The 19,875-nt window shown below is 62.6% G+C and carries 23 protein-coding genes and 1 pseudogene; 7 read left to right on the top strand and 17 right to left on the bottom strand.

What is annotated here, in order from left to right; translation table 11 throughout:
• Nucleotides 1–25 precede the first annotated feature (25 nt).
• From ACVDG8_RS06355 to rpsF, 9 genes and pseudogenes are all read right to left on the bottom strand, one after another.
• Complete coding sequence (locus ACVDG8_RS06355; protein ID WP_447253953.1) at nt 26–718, bottom strand: CvpA family protein; 693 nt, start codon at nt 716–718, stop codon at nt 26–28.
• 47 nt (nt 719–765) lie between these two features.
• Nucleotides 766–2,169 carry a DNA repair protein RadA gene (gene radA, locus ACVDG8_RS06350; RefSeq protein WP_447253952.1) on the bottom strand — a complete coding sequence of 468 codons (1,404 nt, stop codon included), beginning with the start codon at nt 2,167–2,169 and terminating at the stop codon, nt 766–768.
• A 216-nt stretch (nt 2,170–2,385) separates the two neighbouring features.
• Complete coding sequence (locus tag ACVDG8_RS06345) at nt 2,386–3,876, bottom strand: replicative DNA helicase (protein WP_447253951.1); 1,491 nt, start codon at nt 3,874–3,876, stop codon at nt 2,386–2,388.
• 387 nt (nt 3,877–4,263) lie between these two features.
• Nucleotides 4,264–5,229: a small ribosomal subunit Rsm22 family protein gene (locus tag ACVDG8_RS06340; protein WP_447253950.1), complete on the bottom strand. Its 966-nt coding sequence runs from the start codon at nt 5,227–5,229 to the stop codon at nt 4,264–4,266.
• A gap of 118 nt (nt 5,230–5,347) precedes the next feature.
• A pseudogene (locus ACVDG8_RS06335) lies at nt 5,348–5,667 on the bottom strand (YnfA family protein).
• Nucleotides 5,668–5,737: 70 nt separating this feature from the next.
• A complete protein-coding gene (locus ACVDG8_RS06330) occupies nt 5,738–7,033 on the bottom strand; it encodes a class I SAM-dependent methyltransferase (RefSeq protein ID WP_447253948.1) in 1,296 nt (431 codons plus the stop codon).
• A 235-nt stretch (nt 7,034–7,268) separates the two neighbouring features.
• Nucleotides 7,269–7,853 (bottom strand): 50S ribosomal protein L9, encoded by a 585-nt coding sequence (gene rplI, locus ACVDG8_RS06325; RefSeq protein ID WP_447253947.1) that lies wholly within the window; start codon nt 7,851–7,853, stop codon nt 7,269–7,271.
• Between the two features lie 221 nt (nt 7,854–8,074).
• Entirely contained in the window at nt 8,075–8,323 is a 249-nt protein-coding gene (rpsR, locus tag ACVDG8_RS06320) for a 30S ribosomal protein S18 (protein ID WP_006203718.1), read from the bottom strand.
• Nucleotides 8,323–8,811, bottom strand: a complete 489-nt coding sequence (gene rpsF, locus ACVDG8_RS06315; protein WP_455707596.1) for a 30S ribosomal protein S6 — start codon at nt 8,809–8,811, stop codon at nt 8,323–8,325. Before rpsF ends, rpsR begins: the two co-directional genes overlap by 1 nt.
• Nucleotides 8,812–9,243: 432 nt before the next feature.
• Here rpsF and ACVDG8_RS06310 point away from each other — a divergent pair, with 432 nt between their 5' ends.
• From ACVDG8_RS06310 to ACVDG8_RS06300, 3 genes are all read left to right on the top strand, one after another.
• A complete protein-coding gene (locus tag ACVDG8_RS06310; protein WP_447253945.1) occupies nt 9,244–9,663 on the top strand; it encodes a hypothetical protein in 420 nt (139 codons plus the stop codon).
• A gap of 127 nt (nt 9,664–9,790) precedes the next feature.
• Complete coding sequence (locus ACVDG8_RS06305; RefSeq protein WP_447253944.1) at nt 9,791–10,765, top strand: VirK/YbjX family protein; 975 nt, start codon at nt 9,791–9,793, stop codon at nt 10,763–10,765.
• Nucleotides 10,766–10,817: 52 nt separating this feature from the next.
• Nucleotides 10,818–10,973: a hypothetical protein gene (locus tag ACVDG8_RS06300; protein ID WP_447253943.1), complete on the top strand. Its 156-nt coding sequence runs from the start codon at nt 10,818–10,820 to the stop codon at nt 10,971–10,973.
• A 71-nt stretch (nt 10,974–11,044) separates the two neighbouring features.
• Here ACVDG8_RS06300 and ACVDG8_RS06295 read toward each other — a convergent pair whose 3' ends face one another.
• The 4 genes from ACVDG8_RS06295 to ACVDG8_RS06280 all read right to left on the bottom strand — a co-directional run bounded on the left by ACVDG8_RS06295 (nt 11,045) and on the right by ACVDG8_RS06280 (nt 13,701).
• Entirely contained in the window at nt 11,045–11,329 is a 285-nt protein-coding gene (locus ACVDG8_RS06295) for a DUF982 domain-containing protein (RefSeq protein ID WP_447253942.1), read from the bottom strand.
• 24 nt (nt 11,330–11,353) lie between these two features.
• Complete coding sequence (locus ACVDG8_RS06290; RefSeq protein ID WP_447253941.1) at nt 11,354–11,656, bottom strand: DUF982 domain-containing protein; 303 nt, start codon at nt 11,654–11,656, stop codon at nt 11,354–11,356.
• 160 nt (nt 11,657–11,816) lie between these two features.
• Nucleotides 11,817–12,818, bottom strand: coding sequence for an NADP-dependent oxidoreductase (locus ACVDG8_RS06285; protein WP_447253940.1), 1,002 nt, complete (start codon nt 12,816–12,818; stop codon nt 11,817–11,819).
• Nucleotides 12,819–12,885: 67 nt separating this feature from the next.
• Nucleotides 12,886–13,701 carry an oxidoreductase gene (locus ACVDG8_RS06280; protein ID WP_447253939.1) on the bottom strand — a complete coding sequence of 272 codons (816 nt, stop codon included), beginning with the start codon at nt 13,699–13,701 and terminating at the stop codon, nt 12,886–12,888.
• A gap of 103 nt (nt 13,702–13,804) precedes the next feature.
• On the opposite strand from ACVDG8_RS06280, the gene ACVDG8_RS06275 reads away from it, so the two are divergent.
• Nucleotides 13,805–14,392 (top strand): TetR/AcrR family transcriptional regulator, encoded by a 588-nt coding sequence (locus ACVDG8_RS06275; RefSeq protein ID WP_447253938.1) that lies wholly within the window; start codon nt 13,805–13,807, stop codon nt 14,390–14,392.
• A gap of 138 nt (nt 14,393–14,530) precedes the next feature.
• On the opposite strand, the gene ACVDG8_RS06270 is transcribed toward ACVDG8_RS06275, so the two are convergent.
• A complete protein-coding gene (locus tag ACVDG8_RS06270; RefSeq protein ID WP_447257245.1) occupies nt 14,531–15,400 on the bottom strand; it encodes an NmrA/HSCARG family protein in 870 nt (289 codons plus the stop codon).
• Between the two features lie 102 nt (nt 15,401–15,502).
• Between ACVDG8_RS06270 and ACVDG8_RS06265 the strand changes: the two genes are divergently transcribed.
• Entirely contained in the window at nt 15,503–16,393 is an 891-nt protein-coding gene (locus ACVDG8_RS06265) for a LysR family transcriptional regulator (RefSeq protein ID WP_447253937.1), read from the top strand.
• 93 nt (nt 16,394–16,486) lie between these two features.
• Here ACVDG8_RS06265 and ACVDG8_RS06260 read toward each other — a convergent pair whose 3' ends face one another.
• The 3 genes from ACVDG8_RS06260 to ACVDG8_RS06250 all read right to left on the bottom strand — a co-directional run bounded on the left by ACVDG8_RS06260 (nt 16,487) and on the right by ACVDG8_RS06250 (nt 18,786).
• Entirely contained in the window at nt 16,487–16,708 is a 222-nt protein-coding gene (locus ACVDG8_RS06260) for a hypothetical protein (RefSeq protein ID WP_447253936.1), read from the bottom strand.
• Nucleotides 16,709–16,786: 78 nt separating this feature from the next.
• Complete coding sequence (gene groL, locus ACVDG8_RS06255) at nt 16,787–18,415, bottom strand: chaperonin GroEL (protein ID WP_447253935.1); 1,629 nt, start codon at nt 18,413–18,415, stop codon at nt 16,787–16,789.
• 56 nt (nt 18,416–18,471) lie between these two features.
• A complete protein-coding gene (locus ACVDG8_RS06250) occupies nt 18,472–18,786 on the bottom strand; it encodes a co-chaperone GroES (protein WP_447253934.1) in 315 nt (104 codons plus the stop codon).
• 339 nt (nt 18,787–19,125) lie between these two features.
• On the opposite strand from ACVDG8_RS06250, the gene ACVDG8_RS06245 reads away from it, so the two are divergent.
• Both ACVDG8_RS06245 and ACVDG8_RS06240 read left to right on the top strand, forming a co-directional pair.
• Entirely contained in the window at nt 19,126–19,479 is a 354-nt protein-coding gene (locus tag ACVDG8_RS06245; protein WP_447253933.1) for a hypothetical protein, read from the top strand.
• Nucleotides 19,480–19,502: 23 nt separating this feature from the next.
• Complete coding sequence (locus ACVDG8_RS06240; protein ID WP_447253932.1) at nt 19,503–19,781, top strand: usg protein; 279 nt, start codon at nt 19,503–19,505, stop codon at nt 19,779–19,781.
• The last annotated feature ends 94 nt before the right edge of the window (nt 19,782–19,875 follow it).

The raw sequence follows: 19,875 nt of genomic DNA, 5'->3' as shown, positions 1-19,875 counted from the left end.
CAGTCGCCGGCGGGCGACGGCGAAATCAGTTTGCCGGCGCTGGAGCAGGGGCGGGTGCCGGAGTAGGCGCCGGAGTGGCCGGTGCCGGCTCGTTGTCGGCCGGAGCAGCGCCCTCGCTGTCGTCGGGCGCCGGGGCGTTGTCGTCGCCGGCTGCCGGCGGCTCTGCCGCGGGCTGGTCGCCCGTTGCCGGCACGCCTGCCTGCGGCGCGCCTTTGTGCGTGTATTTGTTGACCAGCTCTTCGGTATTTTCGGGCAGCACGCTTTCGAGCTTGGCGCCAATCGTCTCGAGCAACGGCCGCGATTTGGCGTTGGCGATCCAGGCGGGCGCCTTGGCGCCGGCCAGCCAGTTGAAGAACAACAGCGCCACCGCGACGACCAGGATGCCGCGCGCCGCGCCGTAGAGGAAGCCGAGCGTGCGATCGAGGGCGCCGATGCGCGAATCGATGATCCAGTCGGCGAGCTTCATGGTGATGACGGAGACGACGATCAGCGCGATGAGGAAGACGGCGCCGGCCGACGCGGCCATCGCGATCTTGTCGTTGTCGACATAGGGCTTAATGTAGGGCAGCACCGGCTTGTAGAAGAAGAACGCCGCCGCGGCCGCCGCCGCCCAGGATACGACCGAAAGCACTTCGCGAGAAAAACCGCGCACCATGGCAAGCATTGCCGAGACCAGGGTGAAGCCGACCAGGATTCCGTCAAGCAGCGTAATCGGCATGTTTTCGGCCCCACTCCGATCTCGTTTTCACGGCTCGTCGAGCCGTATCAGTCCCCCTCGTCGGCGCGGCTGCGCCGCGAGCCGGCTATGCGCGCCACAAGGTCGGCAAGCTCGGTGGGCCGGAACGCGCCGGCCCCGATCCCCCCGGCAACTTCCTCGCTGCCGAGCGGCAGCACCGCGCTTCCAAAACCCAGCTTTTCGGCTTCTTTGAGGCGCTGCTGCGCATGCGCAACCGGCCTCACCGCGCCCGATAGGCTGATTTCGCCGAAATAGACGCAATCGGCGGGAAGGGCAAGACCGGTGAGCGACGAAACCAGTGCAGCGGCGACCGCGAGGTCGGCGGCCGGCTCGCTGATCCGGTAGCCGCCGGCGACGTTGAGGTAGACATCATGCTGGCCGAAGCGCACGCCGCAATGCGCTTCCAGCACCGCAAGCACCATCGACAGCCGCGCGCCGTCCCAGCCGACGACGGCGCGGCGCGGCGTGCCGAGGGAGGATTGCGCGACCAGCGCCTGGATCTCGACCAGCACCGGCCGGGTACCCTCCATGCCGGCGAAAACCGCGGCGCCTGGCGATTTCGCGTGGCGTTCGCCCAGGAACAGTTCGGACGGGTTGGCGACTTCGCGCAGGCCCTTGTCCGACATTTCGAACACGCCGATCTCGTCGGTCGGCCCGAAACGGTTCTTCACCGTGCGCAGGATGCGGAAGTGGTGATTGCCTTCGCCCTCGAAGTAGAGCACGCCGTCGACCATGTGCTCAACGACACGCGGTCCGGCGATCTGGCCTTCCTTGGTGACATGGCCGACCAGCACGATCGCCGCGCCTGTGGATTTCGCATAGCGGATCATCGCCTGCGCGGACGCGCGCACCTGGGTGACGGTGCCCGGCGCCGAATCGGCAAGGTCGGTCCACAGCGTCTGGATGGAATCGAGGATGACGAGATCGGGTCGCTTGCCATCGGCTATGGTGGCAAGGATGTCCTCGACATTGGTTTCGGCGGCAAGCTCCACCGGTGCCCCGGCGACGCCGAGGCGCTGGGCTCTGAGCCTGATCTGCGCGACGGCCTCTTCGCCCGAGACATAGACGATGCGATGGCCTTTCGAGGCAAGTGCCGCGGCCGCTTGCGTAAGCAGCGTCGACTTGCCGATGCCGGGATCGCCGCCGACCAGCAGCGCCGAGCCGCGCACGAAACCGCCGCCGGTGGCGCGGTCGAGCTCGCCGATGCCCGACACGATGCGCGGCGCGTCCTCGATGTCGCCGGCAAGGCTGGTCAGCACCACGGCGCGGCCCTTGCGGGCGTTGCGGGTGTTGGCCGGCCCCGAGCCGATGCCGCCGGATGTGCCTTCCTCGACCAGCGTATTCCACTCGCCGCAGGCATCGCATTTGCCGGCCCAGCGCTGATGCACCGAGCCGCAACTCTGGCAAATGAACTGAACGCGCGATTTGGCCATTAGTGGCGGCCCGATATTGGATGGGCTGGCGGGACAGCGCCCCCTCTGTCCTGCCGGACATCTCCCCTCTGGGGGAGATCAGCAGTTTCGACGCTGCCGTCCATCCTGCGACGCCGGCGATTGGCGAAAGCCAAAATGATAGCCAATCTCCCCCTTGAGGGGGAGATGTCCGGGAGGACAGAGAGGAGGGTGACGGAATGAGGCCTTTCTCAAGCTCTACTCAAACCTCTCCGCGATATGATGCTCTTCAGCCAAATCGGAGAACCGCGTGAACTCGCCGTGGAAGGCGAGGCTGACCGAGCCGGTCGGCCCGTGGCGCTGCTTGGCCACGATGCACTCGGCCTTGCCGCGCATCTCGTTCATCTCGTTTTCCCATTTGACGTATTCCTCGGTGCCGAGCTTCGGCTCGCGGTTCTTGAGGTAGTATTCCTCGCGATAGACGAACAGCACCACGTCGGCGTCCTGCTCGATGGAGCCTGATTCACGCAGGTCCGAGAGCTGCGGGCGCTTGTCTTCGCGGCTTTCGACCTGACGCGACAGCTGCGACAGCGCGATGATCGGCACGCCGAGCTCTTTGGCCAGGGCCTTCAGGCCGGTGGTGATCTCGGTGATTTCCTGCACGCGGTTCTGCGAAGCCTTGGCGCTCGAGCCCTGCATCAGCTGGATATAGTCGATGACGATGAGGTCGAGGCCGCGCTGCCGCTTCAGGCGCCGCGCGCGGGCCGAAAGCTGCGCGATCGAGATGCCGCCGGTCTGGTCGATGAACAGGGGGATCTTCTGCATGGTCTGCGAGCAGGCGACGAGTTTTTCGAAATCCATCTCGGTGATCTCGCCGCGGCGGATTTTTGATGACGAGATTTCGGTCTGCTCGGAGATGATACGGGTGGCGAGCTGTTCCGATGACATTTCCAGCGAAAAGAAGCCGACGACGCCGCCATTGGCCGCCTTGAAGGAGCCGTCGGCCTGCTGGGCCGGCACATAGGCCTCGGCGATGTTGAAGGCGATGTTGGTGGCCAGCGAGGTCTTGCCCATGCCGGGGCGGCCGGCGAGCACGATCAGGTCGGATGGCTGCAACCCGCCCATGCGGCGGTCGAGGTCGCGCAGGCCCGTGGCGATGCCCGACAGATGGCCGTCGCGCATAAAGGCGGCATTGGCCATGTCGACGGCGGTCTTGACCGCATCGTTGAAGCTTTCGAAGCCGCCGTCGTAGCGGCCGGTCTCGGCCAGCTCGAACAGCCGCCGCTCGGCATCCTCGATCTGGTCGGAAGGCGACATGTCGACCGGCGCGTCATAGGCGATGTTGACCATGTCCTCGCCGACGGTGATCAGCGCGCGGCGCGTGGCAAGGTCGTAGATGGCGCGGCCATAGTCGGTGGCGTTGACGACGGTAACCGCTTCGACGGCAAGCCGCACGACATACTGCGCCACCGTCATCTCGCCGACCTTCTCGTCGGCCGGCAGGAAGGTCTTCAGCGTGATCGGCGTCGCGATCTTGCCCATGCGGATAAGCTCGGCCGCGACCTCGAAGATCCGGCGATGCAGCGGTTCATGGAAATGCGCCGGCTTCAGAAAATCCGAGACACGGTAGAAGGCGTCGTTGTTGACGAGGATGGCGCCGAGCAGCGCCTGCTCGGCCTCGATGTTGTTCGGTGCCTCGCGATAAAGCGGCGTTTCCGCCGCGCCGAATTTCCGTGCCGCCTCTGCCATGATGTCCCCGATTTCGATCCCGCTTTCTCGATATCAGAACGAGACGATTGGATGCTGACCTTTCTGCAACAGTGGGTTTCGAACCGGCCTTGATGCTCGCGATTCACAGGCGAAATTTTTTCGTGGAAAGAATCGCAGTTGACTCGAGATCGAAGACGAGAAGTTAGCGGTTCTCGAACGAGAACAAAACAGGAAAATGACATCTGTTCCGCACCGCCTTTACCCTTCGCGCGAGGTCTCGAAATGGATCCTCGGGTCTGCGCTTCCGCTGCGCTCCTGCTCCGCCCGTGGATGACGAGTTCGGGCGCTTCAGCTAATCTCCAAAGTTGCGATCGGCCATCGATGGCACAGCCGTCCTCGATACTGACGTTGTTCGGGTATGCTGCCCTATCCCAGCGTGTCGCCCCAATCCACCCGTCGCGCTGCCTTGAACGTCTCGCCGTCGCGCTTGCTGAACAGGCTCTCGCCGGCGCTGCCGTCTGGCTGGCAAAGCTTGAGCACGACCTTTCCGGACCCTGCTTTCGGCGGCGCGATCACCCGCGCCAGGCGCGCCGGCGCTGGCTGCCGCGAGGCGGCCAGATAGATGAACTTCTCGTCTTCCCACGGCACGTCGGCATCCTTGACCAGGCGGTGCAGGCGCGAGCGGGCGACGCGCCGCGCGAAATGGCACCAGTCGGGCGGCGTCAGCGGGCAGGGCGCCTGGTGCGGGCAGGGCGCCAGGAGATGCGCGCCTGCCTCGATCAGCTGTTGGCGGGCGGCCAGCACGCGCCGCCAGCCGGCCGGCGTGCCGGGTTCGACGATGAGCAACGTGTCGGCCGTCAGCCGCCAGAGCCGATCGATGAGCTTCGGCAGCGAGGCCGGCGCGACCTCATCCAGGACATAGGCGATGCCGACGATATCGGCGGGCTGAAGGCCGTCGAGATCGATGGTGGCGTCGCCGGCGATCCATTCCGTGCGGGCGATGACCGTGCCGGCCGCAAGCGATTGTCCGACCTTGCGCACGGCCGCACTTGCCTCGACCAGCACAGCCTGTTCCAGTTCCGGCCAGGCGTCGGTGGTGGCCCAAAGCATTGTGCCAGGCCCGGCGCCGATATCGAGCAGCGACTTCGGCTGGAAGTCCGGACGCGCTTCGACCAGCGAACTCAGGCTGGCGCGCACGGCGGCATAGGTGGCGGGCAGCCTCGTCGCCAGATAGGCCTTGACCGCCATGTCCTCGCCCATATGCGGGCGGCCGTCACGCAGTTCCGCGCGGTAGCGTTCCGAAAGGGTGCGCGCCGCCTGCTTCAACGCCGCTAGCGGGACTTTTTCGAGCAGGCCGTCGACGCCTTGCCGGAGCGGGGCGGGGAGTTCCATGGCTCAGGCTCCCTTAGAACCGGATGATTTCAGGTCTGTTCGACCTTAAATCTGAATCCGGTTCTAAATCAAAGATAGAGCATGATGTCGTCCGAAAACCGCTTCACACTTTTCGGCATCATGCTCTGGGCGCAAGCAGAATGACGGAGGTGCCGGCAATGCACAGCGCCGCCCCCGCCATGTCCCAGCGGTCGGGGGCACACCCTCGACCAGCCACAGCCAGCCGAGCGAAGCGGCGATGTAGATGCCGCCATAGGCGGCGTAGGCACGGCCGGCGGCGTTCGTGTCGACCAGCGACAGCAGGAAGCCGAACAGCGCCAGCGATACCAGGCCCGGGACAAGCCAGAGCGGCGACTTCTCCAGCCGCCACCAGGCCCAGAACGAAAAGCAGCCGGCAATCTCGGCAAGTGCGGCTGCGCTGTAGATGAGGTAGGTCATGAAAAAGGTCTCGCGAACGAGACCTTTTTCGTGTCGTCAAGCCGCAATGGCAAGCGGCAATGCGTAAAACTTACTCCACCGACTTGCGGCGGCGGGTCGACTTGGCGGCGGCTGCGGGCACTGCAGCAGGCTCTTCATGGCCGCGGTCGCGCAGTTCCAGCGCCTTCTCGCATTTGGCCATGTAGTCGCGCGTCACCGGCAGCGTGTCGTTCACCTTGGCGATCTGGAACTGGAAGATCACCAGGTCCTGCCAGCGGAAGGCGGCTTCGGACGCGGCGAGGTAGAACTCCCACATGCGGCAGAAGCGCTCGTCGTAGATCGCCTTGGCCTTGTCGCGGTTGACGGCGAAGCGCTGGCCCCAATGCTTGAGCGTGTCGGCGTAATGCAGCCGCAGGATTTCGACGTCGGTGACGACGAGGCCCGACTTCTCGATCGCTGGCAGCACTTCCGACATCGCCGGAACATAGCCGCCCGGGAAGATGTATTTGCGGATGAAGGCGCTGGTCGCCCAAGGCACGCCGGAGCGGCCGATGGTGTGCAAGAGCATCACGCCGTCGGGTTTCAGAAGTGTCGCCGCCTTGTCGAAGAAGGTGCGGAAGTGGTTGACGCCGACATGCTCGAACATGCCGACCGAGACGATGCGGTCGAAACGCTCGTTGATGGCGCGATAATCCTTGAGGTCGAAATGCACGCGGTCCTGCAGGCCTTGCGCATGCGCACGGTCGGTGGCGACGCCATGCTGCTCGGTCGACAGCGTCACGCCCTGCACGTCGACGTCGAAGGCCTTGGCGAGATAGAGGCCGAGGCCGCCCCAGCCGGAGCCGATGTCGAGCACGGTCTGGCCGGCCTTGAGCCTGAGCTTGGCGGCGATATGGCGCTTCTTGGCGAGCTGCGCCTCGTCCAGCGTCATGTCCGGCTGTTCGAAATAGGCGCAGGAATACTGCATGTCCTCATCAAGGAAGAGCTTGTAGAGCTCGCCCGACAGGTCGTAGTGGCGCTGCACGTTGCGGCGCGAGCGCGCGGCGGTGTTGATCTGCTGCAGCCGCCGGAAGGCATGACGCAGGCCCTCGATCGCCTTCGACCAGGTCACGTCGATGCCGCTCGAGCCCATATTCTGGAAGGCGATGCGCATCAGACCGAGAACGCCGCCTTCGATCACATCCAGTTCGCCGTCCATATAAGCTTCCGGCACCGCCAGCATCGGGTCGAAGGTGATGGCGCGCTCGGCATGCGCGGTCTTGATGTGGATATGCACCGGCTCGCCGCTGCCATCGCCGAATTTGTGTGTCGAGCCCTTAGGCCCTGTCACCTTGAGATTGCCGACATGCACGAGGCGTTCGAGAACGTGGTTCAGCAGGATATTCATAACCAAATGTCCCCTCAGACGGACCATCCGGCGACCGGACTGGAGTGCTGGATCAAAAGTGCTGCAGCGCATCGCCCGCGTCCAATCGACGCGCCACGCTGCAATGTGCACCAAGATATAGGGGTTCGAAAAGTTCCATTTGGCACAAAAAAGCCCGGGTCGGAGACCCGGGCGTTGGTCCAGAATAACCTGGAGACTTGCCGACCGGAGCCTTGCCCCGGCGGCACGCCTGAAATCAGGCGTTTTCTTCGCCGCCTTCGAACTCGGCGTTCGGGTCGAAGAAATTCTCCGGCCGGGCGTTGTCGTTGATGTCGTCGCCATAGATGGCTTCCGCGGTGGTCAGTTCCTCGCCCTTGGCCTGACGCTCGGCCTCTTCCGTCGAGCGGGCGATGTTGAGCGTCACGGTGACCTCGACTTCCGGATGCAGCGCGATCGCCACATTGGTCAGGCCGATGGTCTTGATCGGCTGGTTGAGCTCGATCTGGGTGCGGCTGACCGAGAAGCCCTCGGCGGTCAGAAGGTCGGCGATGTCGCGCGTCGACACCGAGCCGTAGAGCTGACCGGTCTCGCCGGCCGAACGCACCACGATGAAGCTCTTGCCGTCGAGCTTCTCGGCGACCTGGGTGGCTTCCGACTTGCGCTCGAGGTTGCGGGCTTCAAGCTGGGCGCGCTGGCCCTCGAACTTCTTCTTGTTGCCTTCGTTGGCGCGCAGCGCCTTGCCCTGCGGCAACAGGAAATTGCGGGCGAACCCATCCTTGACCTTGACGGTATCGCCCATCTGGCCGAGGCGGGAAATGCGCTCGAGGAGAATGACTTCCATGGTTTCGTTCCTTCTTGTCAGTGCCGTCGATCATTCGATCGACATTGAATGAATTGGAACAGGTCAGGAAGCTCGGTAAGGGCATCGCCCTCATTGTCGCTGTCCTGCCTGTCGCGGCAGTTAGAGGCCATCCGGCCCCAACTCGGGATTTGATATCTGCCCAACGCGCCCGTCGCGTTGGTGAAAAGCGGGCGGCGAGCCGCCCGCTTTGAGCCTAGGCCTTAGCGAACCACGTAAGGCAACAGGCCGAGGAAGCGGGCGCGCTTGATCGCCTTGGCGAGCTCGCGCTGCTTCTTCTGGCTGACGGCGGTGATGCGCGACGGCACGATCTTGCCGCGCTCGGAAATGTAGCGCTGCAGCAGACGCACGTCCTTGTAGTCGATCTTGGGCGCGTTGGCGCCGGAGAACGGGCAGGTCTTGCGGCGGCGATGGAACGGGCGCCGGGTCGGGATCTGGTTGATGTCGACCATTATTCTGCACCCCCTTCAAAGCCTTCGCGCGGACGGCGCGGGCCACGGTCGCCGCCGCCATCGCGGTCGCCGAAAGAACGCGGGCCACGGTCGCCACGGTCGCGATCGCCGAACGAACGCGGGCCGCGATCGCGGTCGCCGAAACCGCCGCGCTCGGAGCGCTCTTCGCGCTTCTGCATCATCGCCGAAGCGCCTTCCTCATGCGCCTCGACCTTGATGGTGAGGAAGCGAAGGACGTCTTCCGACAGACCCATCTGGCGCTCCATTTCGTTGAGCGCGGCCGGCGGGCAGGTGATGTCCATCAGCGTATAGTAAGCCTTCCGGTTCTTCTTGACCCGGTAGGTGAGGGACTTCAGTCCCCAGTTCTCGATCCGGCCGATCGATCCGCCATTCGCCGATATGACGCCCTTGTACTGTTCGACAAGCGCGTCAACCTGCTGCTGCGACAGGTCCTGCCGGGCAAGAAACACATGTTCGTAAAGAGCCATAATGTTTAAGTGCCTTTCTTCGTTTCTCTTACCGGCCCTCGCGGCTAAGCCTCTGCAACTTGTCTGACCCGGTCGCGAACGAGCGGAGAAGAAAGGAGCATCACGAGACGGTCGAGAGCGGAGACACGGGAGGCTGGAAGCGCTTGTCGCTTCGTGTCGTGGCTTTTTAAAACCACGGCCCTCCGTTCAGCCCCCAGCAAGGACCGGCAGATTGCGCGGGTCTATACAGCAATTTCAGCCGAAGGCAAGGCCAGGAGGCCACCAGGCACGGCTCTAACATGTCGCAGCCAATGCATGTCGCCCAAAAGCGACCTCGGTTTGGGAGAACGACATGCATTAAACAAAGACCTAAAGCGCGTCGCATGAGCCTGTTTCAGCGCAGAGCGCTTTAGGGAAAAACGCCAACCCTTCCAAACCGTCGAATTTATCGATTTGCTGTCGCCGCAGCCGCCCTATACCGACGCTTCGCCTTACAAGACGCATGGCGTCACCAAGGTTGTGATGCTTCTGACCGATGGCGAGAACGTCGTCTATGGCGCCTCGAACACGCCGCAGAAATCGGACTACACATCCTACAGCTATCTCGCCAGCGGCCGCTTCGGCTCGGAAAACCAGGCGTCGGCGGCGCGCAATGTCGACGGCTGGACCAAGGATGTCTGCACGCAGCTGAAAAACCAGGGCGTCCAGATCTACACGATGGTTTTGCAGGCCGACACCGCGGCCAACCGCTCGCTCTACAGCGGCTGCGCCTCCGACCCGAGCGACTATTACGCCGTCGAGGACCCGGCCAAACTGCCAAACGTGTTCCAGACGATCGCCAACAAGTTCTCCAGGCTGCAGCTTACAAATTGACGCTGGCCGGGGCAGAGATCAGCAGCGTTGGTCGAATCTTACAAATCCGTATGAAGCCGGTGAGGCGCCGGTAAAGTTAGTCCTTCACTGAGGTGTGGATTGAGAAACCGCGCATCAGGTGGTCCCCGTGTCGCCCGATCATTTGACGGCTGCTTCCACCGACGCACTCGGCAGAAATAGCGAAGAACAGGTGTCACTGCCTCGGCGCAAGAGCCCGCCGTCGCATCTGCGGCGCAGGCTGAACCGTTGGGTTCATAGTGTGAAGTGGTTCGCTCTTCGCCAGCTCAATCGTTGGGATCTCACAACCGTCAGGCGCAAGCTCGACTGTGAACCCTTTGCCCAGATACTGAACCGATATCCAGACATGCCGCTCAAGATCGTTCGTCCCTATTTGACACTGGGATTGAGGCGCAGACATCGTGTCGCGGCGTTGTTGGGTCACTACGATGTTGCGAGCCGGTTGCTATCCGACACCGCATTGATCGAAAGCCATACCGACGGCCTGGAATTGTATGTCGCCACGACCGCTGCGGGGTCAGTTGCGGCGAAACTCACCGGTCAGGGCGGTCTCCATCGGGAAGGGGAGTGGCGCTTTGTCCTTTGTCTGGACGAACGGCCAATCGCTGAAATGGGTGTGGCAATCGTGCAGAAGTCGTTGCTGCACATCAAGGGCATTGGGGATATTCTGCTGATTGGGGCCCTTAAGGCTGCTTCACCCGCTGGAGAAGGCCTTCGCGATGCTCGCATTTTGACAAGCGCCATGGAGGGAATGCGGCCAAAAACGCTTCTTCTTCTGGTTGCGCAGGCAACGGCAAAATCCTTAGGCCTTTCCGGCCTGGCTGCTGTGTCGAACGCTGGCCATGTTTTTGCGGCCGACTACAGTTTGCGCCGCCGAATCTCCGCTGACTATGATGGGTTCTGGAAAGAGTCCGGGGGATATAGGATTAACCCCAAGATCTTCGCTTTGCCCATGGCAAAGGCGCAGCGTGATCCTGCCGAGTACAAGCCAAACAAGCGGTCACAGGTTCGCAGGCGGCAGTGCTTGGAGAATGAAATCACGCAAACAGTGCGGACCGCGGTGATGTCCTTGCGCCGGAAATAGTGGATTCGGCGATGCGAGCGCCTCGAACACGCCGGGCGTCCAGATCTACGCCATGGTGCTGCAGGCCGACACCGCGGCCAACCGCTCACTCTACAGCGGCTGCGCCTCCGACCCGAGCGACTATTACGCCGTCGAGGACCCGTCCAAACTGCCAAACGTGTTCCAGACGATCGCCAACAACTTCTCCAGGCTGCAGCTTGCCAACTGACGAGCGGCGGCTTTTGCAGCAGCCGCTGTCCGTTTGAAAGGGAGGCGGCGTGGCCGCCTCCGGGTTCAATTTCAGATGTGGCTGGGCCGGGCCGTCCAGGTGGATGGCGGGACGGCTCCGTCCTCGATGAGGATGTCCTTGCGGCGGGCAAAGGCGACGAAGACACCTCTTGCGGTCTCAGCGTCGATTTCTCCGACCAGGGCGGCCTTGCAGGCGCGGATGGCCGCTTTCTGTTCGGGGCTGTTGCCGCACCAGTCGATGGCGAACTGGTAAGCTTCGACGACGGTGTTCAATTGACGGGGAAAGCCCAGCCCGACCCAAACGCGGATGGGCTTTTCGAAGGGTTTGGAAAGCATCGCAACCTCCCTTGCCTCGCTGCCCTAGACAGTCGCTCCGCCGCCATGCCCGCCCTTGCCTATCATCCAGGGCAAGGTCGTGGTCACGTCCTCGAGGATGCGGGCTGCTTTCGCGAAACCGCTGAACGCATCCCTGGCCGCGGAAAGTGGATAGTCGCTGTCAAAGGCTCGCTGGCAGGCGCGCAATGCGGTTTGATGGATCGGGCCGCGTCTGTTCCTCGGCCATTCGTAAAGGAATTCCAGGGCGTCCTCGAGACACGCGATCTCCTGGATAAGGCTGTCGCCGCTTTTGATGAAGACAGGATTGTCGAACATCCGACCGTTCATAGGATCCTCCAAGTCGAACGAACTGTTGCGTTTCGGATTGGCAAGGAACCGGCAGCGGTTCCTGCCCGGCAGCGATATGGGTTTGTGGTTGCTGCTCGTCAAGACCCCACAGATAGCGACATCGGCGAGGTCGTCTCGCACCCGCAAAACAGGCGAGTTGCTATCTGATCTTGATGACGACCTTGCCCTTGGCACGTCCTGTTTCGACGTAAGCCAGAGCCTCGTTGGTCGCTTCGAAGGGAAAGATCCGATCCACGACCGGGCGGATCGCCCCGGATTCAATGAGGGCGGCGATCTTGCCCAACTGATCGCCCTGTGCCCACATCAACAGAAAAGAATAATGCACGCCGCGATGCTTTGCCTTGGTCCGAATCCTGCGGCTCAATAGCCGCAATATCAGCCTCAGCACCAGGTTCAGCCCCTGCTTCCTGCCGAATTCCGGGTCGGGCGGACCGGAGATGGAGATGAGCTTGCCGCCCGGCTTCAGCACGTTCAGCGACTTTTCAAGCGCCTTGGCGTCCTGGCTGTTCAGGACGACGTCGTAGCCCGACAGGACTTTTTCGAAGTCATCCTTCCTGTAGTCGACGACGACGTCGGCGCCGAGGCCCTTGACCAGACTGGCGCTTGCCGCGCTCGCCGTCGTCGCGACGGTCGCGCCGAGATGCTTTGCCAACTGGATGGCGAATGTCCCCACGCCGCCGGAGCCGGCTTGGACGAAGACCTTTTGCCCTTTCCTCAAACCCGCCCTTTCGATCAGCGCCTGCCAGGCGGTCAGCCCGACCAGCGGGATAGAGGCGGCCTCTTCCATGCTGAGGTTTTGAGGCTTCAAGGCGACATCGGCTTCATCGATGGCGATGAATTCGGCGAATGTCCCGATGCGGCCATCGCGCGGCCGCGCATAGACATTGTCGCCAGCTTTGAATTTGCGGACTTTCGATCCCACGCGCACAACCGTCCCGGCCACGTCGTGGCCCAGGATGAACGGTCTGCGATAGGGCAGGATGAGCTTGAACTCTCCGGCTCTGACCTTGGAATCGACCAGGTTCACCCCAGCGGCATGGACCTCGACCAGGACATCATTGTCCCCGACCTCCGGCTCCGGCATCTCGGCCAGGCGGAGCGGATCCTTCTTGCTATATTTATCGACGACGAATGCCTTCATGGCAGTGACTTTCTGAAACAGATCCTGGTGTGTCGCATATGTGTGGAAACCTCTGCCTCGCTGTTGTTCAGGCCGGTAACCGGAACTGTTTGCGCAAGCTCTTGTCGAATATCGCAGCTGGGGCAAAGCGGCGCAGGAGGCTGACCTGCCGCGCGGCCTTGCCGGCCGTGTAGCGCCGTCGCGGCTGGGCATCGGTCGCCGCCTTGACGACCACCTGCGCGACCACCTCCGGACGATCGGCTTTGGGCATCACATCGCTCAACAGCGCCTTGAACCCGGCTCGGGCCCGATCGTATTCCTTCAACAGAGCATCCGGTTCGATGCCGTTCTGGTCGAAGACGGTACGCACGAATGCCGGCTCAATGACCGAGACGCGAATATTGAAGGCACGAACCTCGTGATCGAGCGATTCCGAATAACCTTCGAGCGCGTGCTTGACCGCCGAATAGTAGGCTGAATACGGTGCGGGTACGAGGCCCAACACCGAGCCGATGTTGACGATGCGTCCCTCGCCACGCTGCCGCATCGACGGCAACACGGCATTGGTCATGCGGATGACGCCGAACAAATTGACGTCGAACAGGGCCTGCACCTGGGCAACCGACGATTCTTCCGCGCCGCCAAGCAGGCCGACACCGGCATTGTTGACCAGCAGATCGATCCGGCCGGTCTGCGAAAGCACCGTTGAAACGAGCGCGGCGACCGCCTCGCCGTCGGTTACGTCGCAAACCAGCATGATCACCCCGTCCGGGTCGTTGCCGACAGCGCGGCGGCTTGTCCCGAAGACGGTAAATCCTGCCCGCGCCAGTGCCTCGGCGCTGGCGCGGCCGATGCCCGAGGAGGCTCCGGTCACAATGGCGGTCTTGCCGGAATTCATGGTCATTTCGTGCTCCAAAATCGTGAGGGCTAGTTTTTTCGTTTCGGTTGAATTACACTCGTAATATCACATTATACTTATAATGCAATAGGCGAAAGGAAATGCCACCATGCGCTATGAAAAGGGCCGGAAGGACGCGTCACGCGGCCGGATCGTGGAGGTCGCCGCCGAGCACTTTCGCGGTGACGGCATAGCCGCGTCGGGGCTCGCAAAAATCATGAGCGACGCCGGGCTGACGAACGGAGCCTTCTATCCGCACTTTGAATCCAAGGCGGCACTTGTCCGCGAAACGGTGGCGTCGGCTCTGGAGGATCAATCGGACCAGATACGGGAAGCATTGGCCTCAGGCGGTCTGACGACGGCGATCGAAACTTATCTTTCGGCGGCGCACCGGGACGACCCCGGAAAGGGCTGTGCTTCGGCCGCGTTGCTCCCGGAAATCGCGCGTGAGCCCGTGGAAACGCGTCAGCTCTATACCGAGCGTTTGCTGACCCTGGTGCGCCAGGTGTCGGCGTATCTGCCGCCGCAAACCTCTGATCCGGACGGTGTTGCGTTCGGTGTATTTGCGACCCTCATCGGCGCGCTTCAAATGGCCCGCGCCGTTGAAGGGACGGAGTTGTCGGATCGCATACTGGCGGCGGGCAAATACGCGGCACAGACCTTGATCCAGTCGGTTGGGGGCGAGGCGTCCTCCTAAAGGCAGAGTTCCTGTTGACGACTGGAGCGGTTCACCGTTTCACGGAAACGGCGAACCGCTCTATCGCTTTGTTTTTAACGCAATCCCGGACGGAAAACCGTTTCATACTTTTCCTGGAATTGCCCTCGCGCTTTCGCTTCAGGCGGAAGCAGCGACTGCCGAGGCGAAGTCGCGATATGGGCGCAGTGGGCGGCCCAGGAGCGCAGTCAGGCGCTCGACGTCGCCGGCCTCGGGCAGCATGCCATCGATCAAGAAGCGCTCGCCCATCAGGCGCATGTCGTAGGCCATCCAGGCGGGCAGGAACTGCTTCAGATTTTGCTCAAAGCCCTCGGCGTTGTCGCCGCCATAATTGATCGGGCGGGCGAGCACGTCGGACCAGATGGCGGCGATATCCGTCCCGGTCAGTGTCTGTGGGCCGACGAGATTGATCCGGTCGAGCGCGAGCGGCTCCGCGGAGCGTTCGCGGCGCAGCAGCTCAAGGGCGGCGATCTCGGCGATATCACGGACGTCGATCATGGCGAGACCTTTGGCGCCGATCGGCATCGGGTAGGTGCCGTAGCCGGTGATGACGTCTTCGATCGTCAGATCGTTCTGCATGAAGTAGGCCGGGCGCAGGATCGTAGCTTTGAAATCCATCTGCTCGATCATTCGCTCGACGCCGAACTTGCCCGCGAAATGCGGCACGTTCACATAGACGTCGGCGTGGATCACCGACAGATAGACGATGCGCTCGATGCCGGCCGACCGGGCGACGTTCAGCGCGATCAATGCTTGGGTGAATTCGTCCGGCACCACGGCGTTCAAGAGGAACAGGGTGGAAATGCCGGACATGGCTTTGCGCAGTGAATCGACATCGAGAAAGTCGCCTTGCGCGACGGATACGCCTGCCGGGAAGCTGGCCTTCGAAGGATCGCGAACGAGCGCACGGACATCGGCCCCACGCCTGACGAGGTGTTCGACGACTTGGCGGCCGATATTGCCGGTGGCGCCGGTAACGAGAATGGTCATGAATTTCTCCTGTTGGGTTGCTTGACACGCCCAATATGTGTGGCTCACAAACAACCAAACAGACGGAAATTTTAGACGAGCCGTCTCACTGGTGGAACACTCATGGATCTTCTTGCCCTCGCCGATTTCAACCTCGTTGCCCGCCATGGTGGCTTCGGCAAAGCGGCAAGGGCCACTGGCCGGCCTAAGGCAACACTGTCCCGGCGCGTTGGAGAATTGGAAAGCAGCCTCGATCTGCGCCTGTTTGAACGGGGTGCGCGTAACCTGAAGCTTACCGAGGAAGGACGGGCGCTGTTCGAGCGGACGGGAGCGTTGCTTGCTGAACTGGACGAGACGGCTTCGGCGATTGCCTCGGGCGGTCAAAGACCCAAGGGCAGACTACGGATCAGCGCACCGTTGCATTTTTCGCAGACCGCAATGGGCAGGATCGCCGCGGGGTTTGCGCTCAAGTACCCGGAGGTGAGGCTGGAGGTTACGACCGAAGACCGGCATGTCGACATGATCGAGGAAGGCTACGACCTGGTGATCCGAGTCAATCCGGATCCCGACGAAAGCCTGGTCGGACGGGCGTTTCTCCGCGACCGCCTGGTCGTCGTGGCAAGCCCCGACCTTCCTCGCACGACCGGTGGTCGCGCCGCTCCTGGCGTTGCACTTGGTACAGGCGAGCGGCAAACGTGGCACGTGAAGACACAAGGTGGCCGGTCGACAATTACCGTCGAACCTGTCCTCGCTTTGTCAACGCTGATCATGGTGCGGGATGCCGTGCGAGCCGGCGTCGGTGCGGGGCGTCTTCCTATTTCGCTGGTGAGCCACGACCTGGCCGGCGGCACACTGGTGAATTGGGGGGATATTGACGCTCCCGAGATCGCTCTATGGACGCTCTATCCATCCCGGCGGCTGCTCAGCGCGCGCGTGTCGGCGTTCCTGGATTTTCTGAAACAGGCCTTCCCGACTGGAACGCCGGACGAACTGGCCGCCTATATTGGCAGGTGAGGCTCGATACGTGTCCAGCCCGTGCTCCGGGGCAGATGAACGACCTTGCGCAGAGCTTGAGCCGGAAGGTCTCGAAAAAGGCGAGGTGAGCGCTCAGTCGCCGGTGGACGGGCGAGCGGCCGACACCTGCTGAGCTGCCAGGAACATCAACGCTGAGGCGGCAGTCCGTCGATTCCAGCCGGCGGCTTCGGCCATGTCGAGCAGCCCTGCCAGCTTCGGCTGCAGCACGCTGCGGCATTCGTTTTCATAAGCCAAGAATTCCTTTGCCTGATGTGTTGGTGCCGGCAGGGGTGCGAGATCAGCCGTTGCATCCATGTTTACCTCCGCTCTATTCAAGTGAGGCCCGCTCCCCCGGGGAGCGGGCGGGTCTTGCCGTAGGTTCAGACAGTCAGTTCAGAAGTCCATGCCGGCGCCGGCGGGCATTGCCGGGGCGGCCTCCTTCTTCGGCTTCTCTGCCACCATTGCCTCGGTCGTCACCAGCAGGCCGGCGACGGAAGCTGCGTCCTGCAGCGCCGTGCGCACAACCTTGGCCGGGTCGATGACGCCCTGGCTGTAGAGATCGCCGAACTCATTGGTCTGGGCATTCCAGCCCCAGCCGAACTCATTCTTCTCGCGCAGCTTGCCGACGATGATCGAACCTTCGGCACCGGCATTCTCGGCGATCTGGCGCACCGGCGTTTCGATCGCGCGGCGCACGATCTCGATGCCGGTCTTCTGGTCGGCATTGTCAGTCTGGATGGCGTCGAGCGCCCTGGCGGCCCGAAGCAGCGCGACGCCGCCTCCGGGCAGCACGCCTTCCTCAACCGCCGCGCGGGTGGCATGAAGCGCGTCGTCGACGCGATCCTTGCGCTCCTTGACCTCGACTTCGGTCGAGCCGCCGACGCGGATCACCGCCACTCCGCCGGCAAGCTTGGCCAGCCGTTCCTGTAACTTCTCGCGATCGTAGTCGGAGGTGGTCTCCTCGATCTGCGCCTTGATCTGCGCGACCCGGCCCTGGATCTCTTCCTTGCGGCCTACACCATCGACAATGGTGGTGTTCTCCTTCTCGATCACCACTTTCTTGGCGCGGCCCAGCATCTGCAGCGTCACATTCTCCAGCTTGATGCCGAGATCTTCGGAGATCGCGGTGCCGCCGGTGAGGATGGCGATGTCTTCCAGCATGGCCTTGCGGCGGTCGCCAAAGCCGGGCGCCTTGACGGCCGCGACCTTGAGGCCGCCGCGCAGCTTGTTGACCACCAGCGTGGCGAGCGCCTCGCCTTCGACATCCTCGGCGATGATCAGCAGCGGCTTACCCGACTGTACCGCTGCTTCGAGCACCGGAAGCAGCGCCTGCAGGTTGGAGAGCTTCTTCTCGTGGATCAGCACATAGGGCTCGTCGAGCTCAACGCGCATCTTGTCCTGGTTGGTGACGAAATAGGGGCTGAGATAGCCGCGGTCGAACTGCATGCCCTCGACCACTTCAAGTTCGGTCTCGGCGGTCTTGGCCTCCTCGACTGTGATCACGCCCTCATTGCCGACCTTCTCCATCGCCTCGGCGAGGAAACGGCCGATCTCGGCGTCGCCATTGGCCGAGATGGTGCCGACCTGCGCAATCTCGTCGTTCCTGGTTACATCGCGGGCATTGGCCTTCAGCTCGGCCACCACCGCCTCGACCGCTCTGTCGATGCCGCGCTTCAGGTCCATCGGGTTCATGCCCGAGGCAACCGCCTTGGCGCCTTCCCTGACGATGGCCTGGGCAAGAACGGTCGCCGTCGTGGTGCCGTCGCCGGCAATGTCACTGGTCTTGGACGCCACTTCGCGCACCATCTGCGCGCCCATGTTCTCGAACTTGTCCTCGAGCTCGATCTCCTTGGCGACGGTGACGCCGTCCTTGGTGATGCGCGGCGCGCCGAACGACTTGTCGATCACCACGTTGCGCCCCTTGGGGCCGAGCGTCACCTTCACTGCGTTGGCGAGGATGTCGACGCCGCGCAGCATCTTCTCGCGCGCTTCGGTATGGAATTTCACCTCTTTGGCAGCCATGGATCACTCCTTCATCTAGGCAGCATTCGTTGACTGATTGGATTTCGAAGAAGCCGTCAGGCGGCTTTCCTCACCTGCGCGGTTTGCTCGATCACGCCCATCACGTCGCTTTCCTTCATGATGAGCAGATCCTGGCCGTCGAGTCGGATCTCGGTGCCCGACCACTTGCCGAACAGGATATGGTCGCCGACCTTGACGTCGAGTTCGGTCAGCTTGCCGCTGTCGTCGCGCGCGCCAGGCCCGACGGCGAGCACTTCGCCTTCCTGCGGTTTCTCCTTGGCGGTATCGGGAATGATAATGCCGCCCGAGGTCTTTTCCTCGGCTTCGACGCGGCGGACCAGGATACGGTCATGCAGTGGACGGAATGCCATTTCGTTCTCCTTGTGGACAAACATGTTTCCCTCCGCACCGGATCGGCGATATCGGGCCGGTGCGAACGCTGCGACCCTTGTTCAGGCATCGCGCGCGCATATCGAGCTAGTTTGCCCTTTTTCCGTTTCAAGAGCCCGGCCCAAAAATTTTAGCACTCACCCATCACGAGTGCCAAAAGCCTGTTAACGCAGGCCTATTTCGCCTGGCACGGGAGCTGCCGCTTGAATTTTCCGACACCATCCACGAAATTATCCTCTGCCGGCGCCATCGCGGGCGCCGGAACCGCTTGCCCTCTCAACTTGCCCTCTCAAGGAGTTGTTTGCAGACGGAGCACATCGATGGAACGACAGACTTTTACACCGATCACTTCCGCCCCGGCCGCCGACACATCAGACCTCTCAGACCTCGCGCTTGGCCGCCTGCTCCAGCCGGCCAGCCATTTCAACCATCCCGACGAGGTGCTGAGCGACGATATGCTCGACCTGCAGGAAAAGCGCGCCATCCTGTCATCCTGGGCGTCGGATGCCTGCGCCGTCTATTCCGTGCCGGCGCTACGCCAACCGCCGGGCGCCAGCCAGCCCGTGTCGTTCGACGAGATCATGGATGCTTTGTTCAAGCTCGACGGCGACGTCTCGGCGCCACGCCAGGCGGCCGGCGAGTTCCCCCACCTCTTCGACAGGCTTGTCGCCTGATACCTGACAGGAAGGAGAAACGAATGGTTGCGAGCGTCACCAAGGAATTCCGCCTCCAGATGGAAGGCTATGGTCTGACCACGGCGGAAATCCATTATCGTCTGCCCGACCATCCGAGCCTGCTTCAGCTCTATGTCTGGCAGGACTACGACCTTGCGCCCGACTTTCCCGAACTTTACGGGTTTCTCTCCTTCTGGGAACGCGAACTCGAAGGCCCGCTGCACTCGGTTCGCGTCGCCCACCATCGGCTGATCCGGCCTTCGGAATGGCGGGCCGTCGACGGTATCATATCGATCCACTAAGAAGACTTCCGGCTCGCCATGCGAATTGGTTTCACAGTCGACTTATGGCGCGAACTCGGCTTGGAGTTTTTAACAGCCAGCATTCTGAGGCCAG

This window comes from Mesorhizobium sp. ORM8.1 (assembly GCF_053005525.2).
Note: the sequence above shows the minus strand (reverse complement) of the source record. Positions and strands in the feature narration are given on the sequence as shown.

Coding starts and splice junctions, on each gene's coding strand:
- ACVDG8_RS06355 (WP_447253953.1), bottom strand. CDS start 718: ATGCCGATTACGCTGCTTGACGGAATCCTGGTCGGCTTCACCCTGGTC.
- radA (WP_447253952.1), bottom strand. CDS start 2,169: ATGGCCAAATCGCGCGTTCAGTTCATTTGCCAGAGTTGCGGCTCGGTG.
- ACVDG8_RS06345 (WP_447253951.1), bottom strand. CDS start 3,876: ATGGCAGAGGCGGCACGGAAATTCGGCGCGGCGGAAACGCCGCTTTAT.
- ACVDG8_RS06340 (WP_447253950.1), bottom strand. CDS start 5,229: ATGGAACTCCCCGCCCCGCTCCGGCAAGGCGTCGACGGCCTGCTCGAA.
- ACVDG8_RS06330 (WP_447253948.1), bottom strand. CDS start 7,033: ATGAATATCCTGCTGAACCACGTTCTCGAACGCCTCGTGCATGTCGGC.
- rplI (WP_447253947.1), bottom strand. CDS start 7,853: ATGGAAGTCATTCTCCTCGAGCGCATTTCCCGCCTCGGCCAGATGGGC.
- rpsR (WP_006203718.1), bottom strand. CDS start 8,323: ATGGTCGACATCAACCAGATCCCGACCCGGCGCCCGTTCCATCGCCGC.
- rpsF (WP_455707596.1), bottom strand. CDS start 8,811: ATGGCTCTTTACGAACATGTGTTTCTTGCCCGGCAGGACCTGTCGCAG.
- ACVDG8_RS06300 (WP_447253943.1), top strand. CDS start 10,818: ATGGTGCTGCAGGCCGACACCGCGGCCAACCGCTCACTCTACAGCGGC.
- ACVDG8_RS06295 (WP_447253942.1), bottom strand. CDS start 11,329: ATGCTTTCCAAACCCTTCGAAAAGCCCATCCGCGTTTGGGTCGGGCTG.
- ACVDG8_RS06290 (WP_447253941.1), bottom strand. CDS start 11,656: ATGAACGGTCGGATGTTCGACAATCCTGTCTTCATCAAAAGCGGCGAC.
- ACVDG8_RS06285 (WP_447253940.1), bottom strand. CDS start 12,818: ATGAAGGCATTCGTCGTCGATAAATATAGCAAGAAGGATCCGCTCCGC.
- ACVDG8_RS06280 (WP_447253939.1), bottom strand. CDS start 13,701: ATGACCATGAATTCCGGCAAGACCGCCATTGTGACCGGAGCCTCCTCG.
- ACVDG8_RS06275 (WP_447253938.1), top strand. CDS start 13,805: ATGCGCTATGAAAAGGGCCGGAAGGACGCGTCACGCGGCCGGATCGTG.
- ACVDG8_RS06270 (WP_447257245.1), bottom strand. CDS start 15,400: ATGACCATTCTCGTTACCGGCGCCACCGGCAATATCGGCCGCCAAGTC.
- ACVDG8_RS06265 (WP_447253937.1), top strand. CDS start 15,503: ATGGATCTTCTTGCCCTCGCCGATTTCAACCTCGTTGCCCGCCATGGT.
- ACVDG8_RS06260 (WP_447253936.1), bottom strand. CDS start 16,708: ATGGATGCAACGGCTGATCTCGCACCCCTGCCGGCACCAACACATCAG.
- groL (WP_447253935.1), bottom strand. CDS start 18,415: ATGGCTGCCAAAGAGGTGAAATTCCATACCGAAGCGCGCGAGAAGATG.
- ACVDG8_RS06250 (WP_447253934.1), bottom strand. CDS start 18,786: ATGGCATTCCGTCCACTGCATGACCGTATCCTGGTCCGCCGCGTCGAA.
- ACVDG8_RS06245 (WP_447253933.1), top strand. CDS start 19,126: ATGGAACGACAGACTTTTACACCGATCACTTCCGCCCCGGCCGCCGAC.
- ACVDG8_RS06240 (WP_447253932.1), top strand. CDS start 19,503: ATGGTTGCGAGCGTCACCAAGGAATTCCGCCTCCAGATGGAAGGCTAT.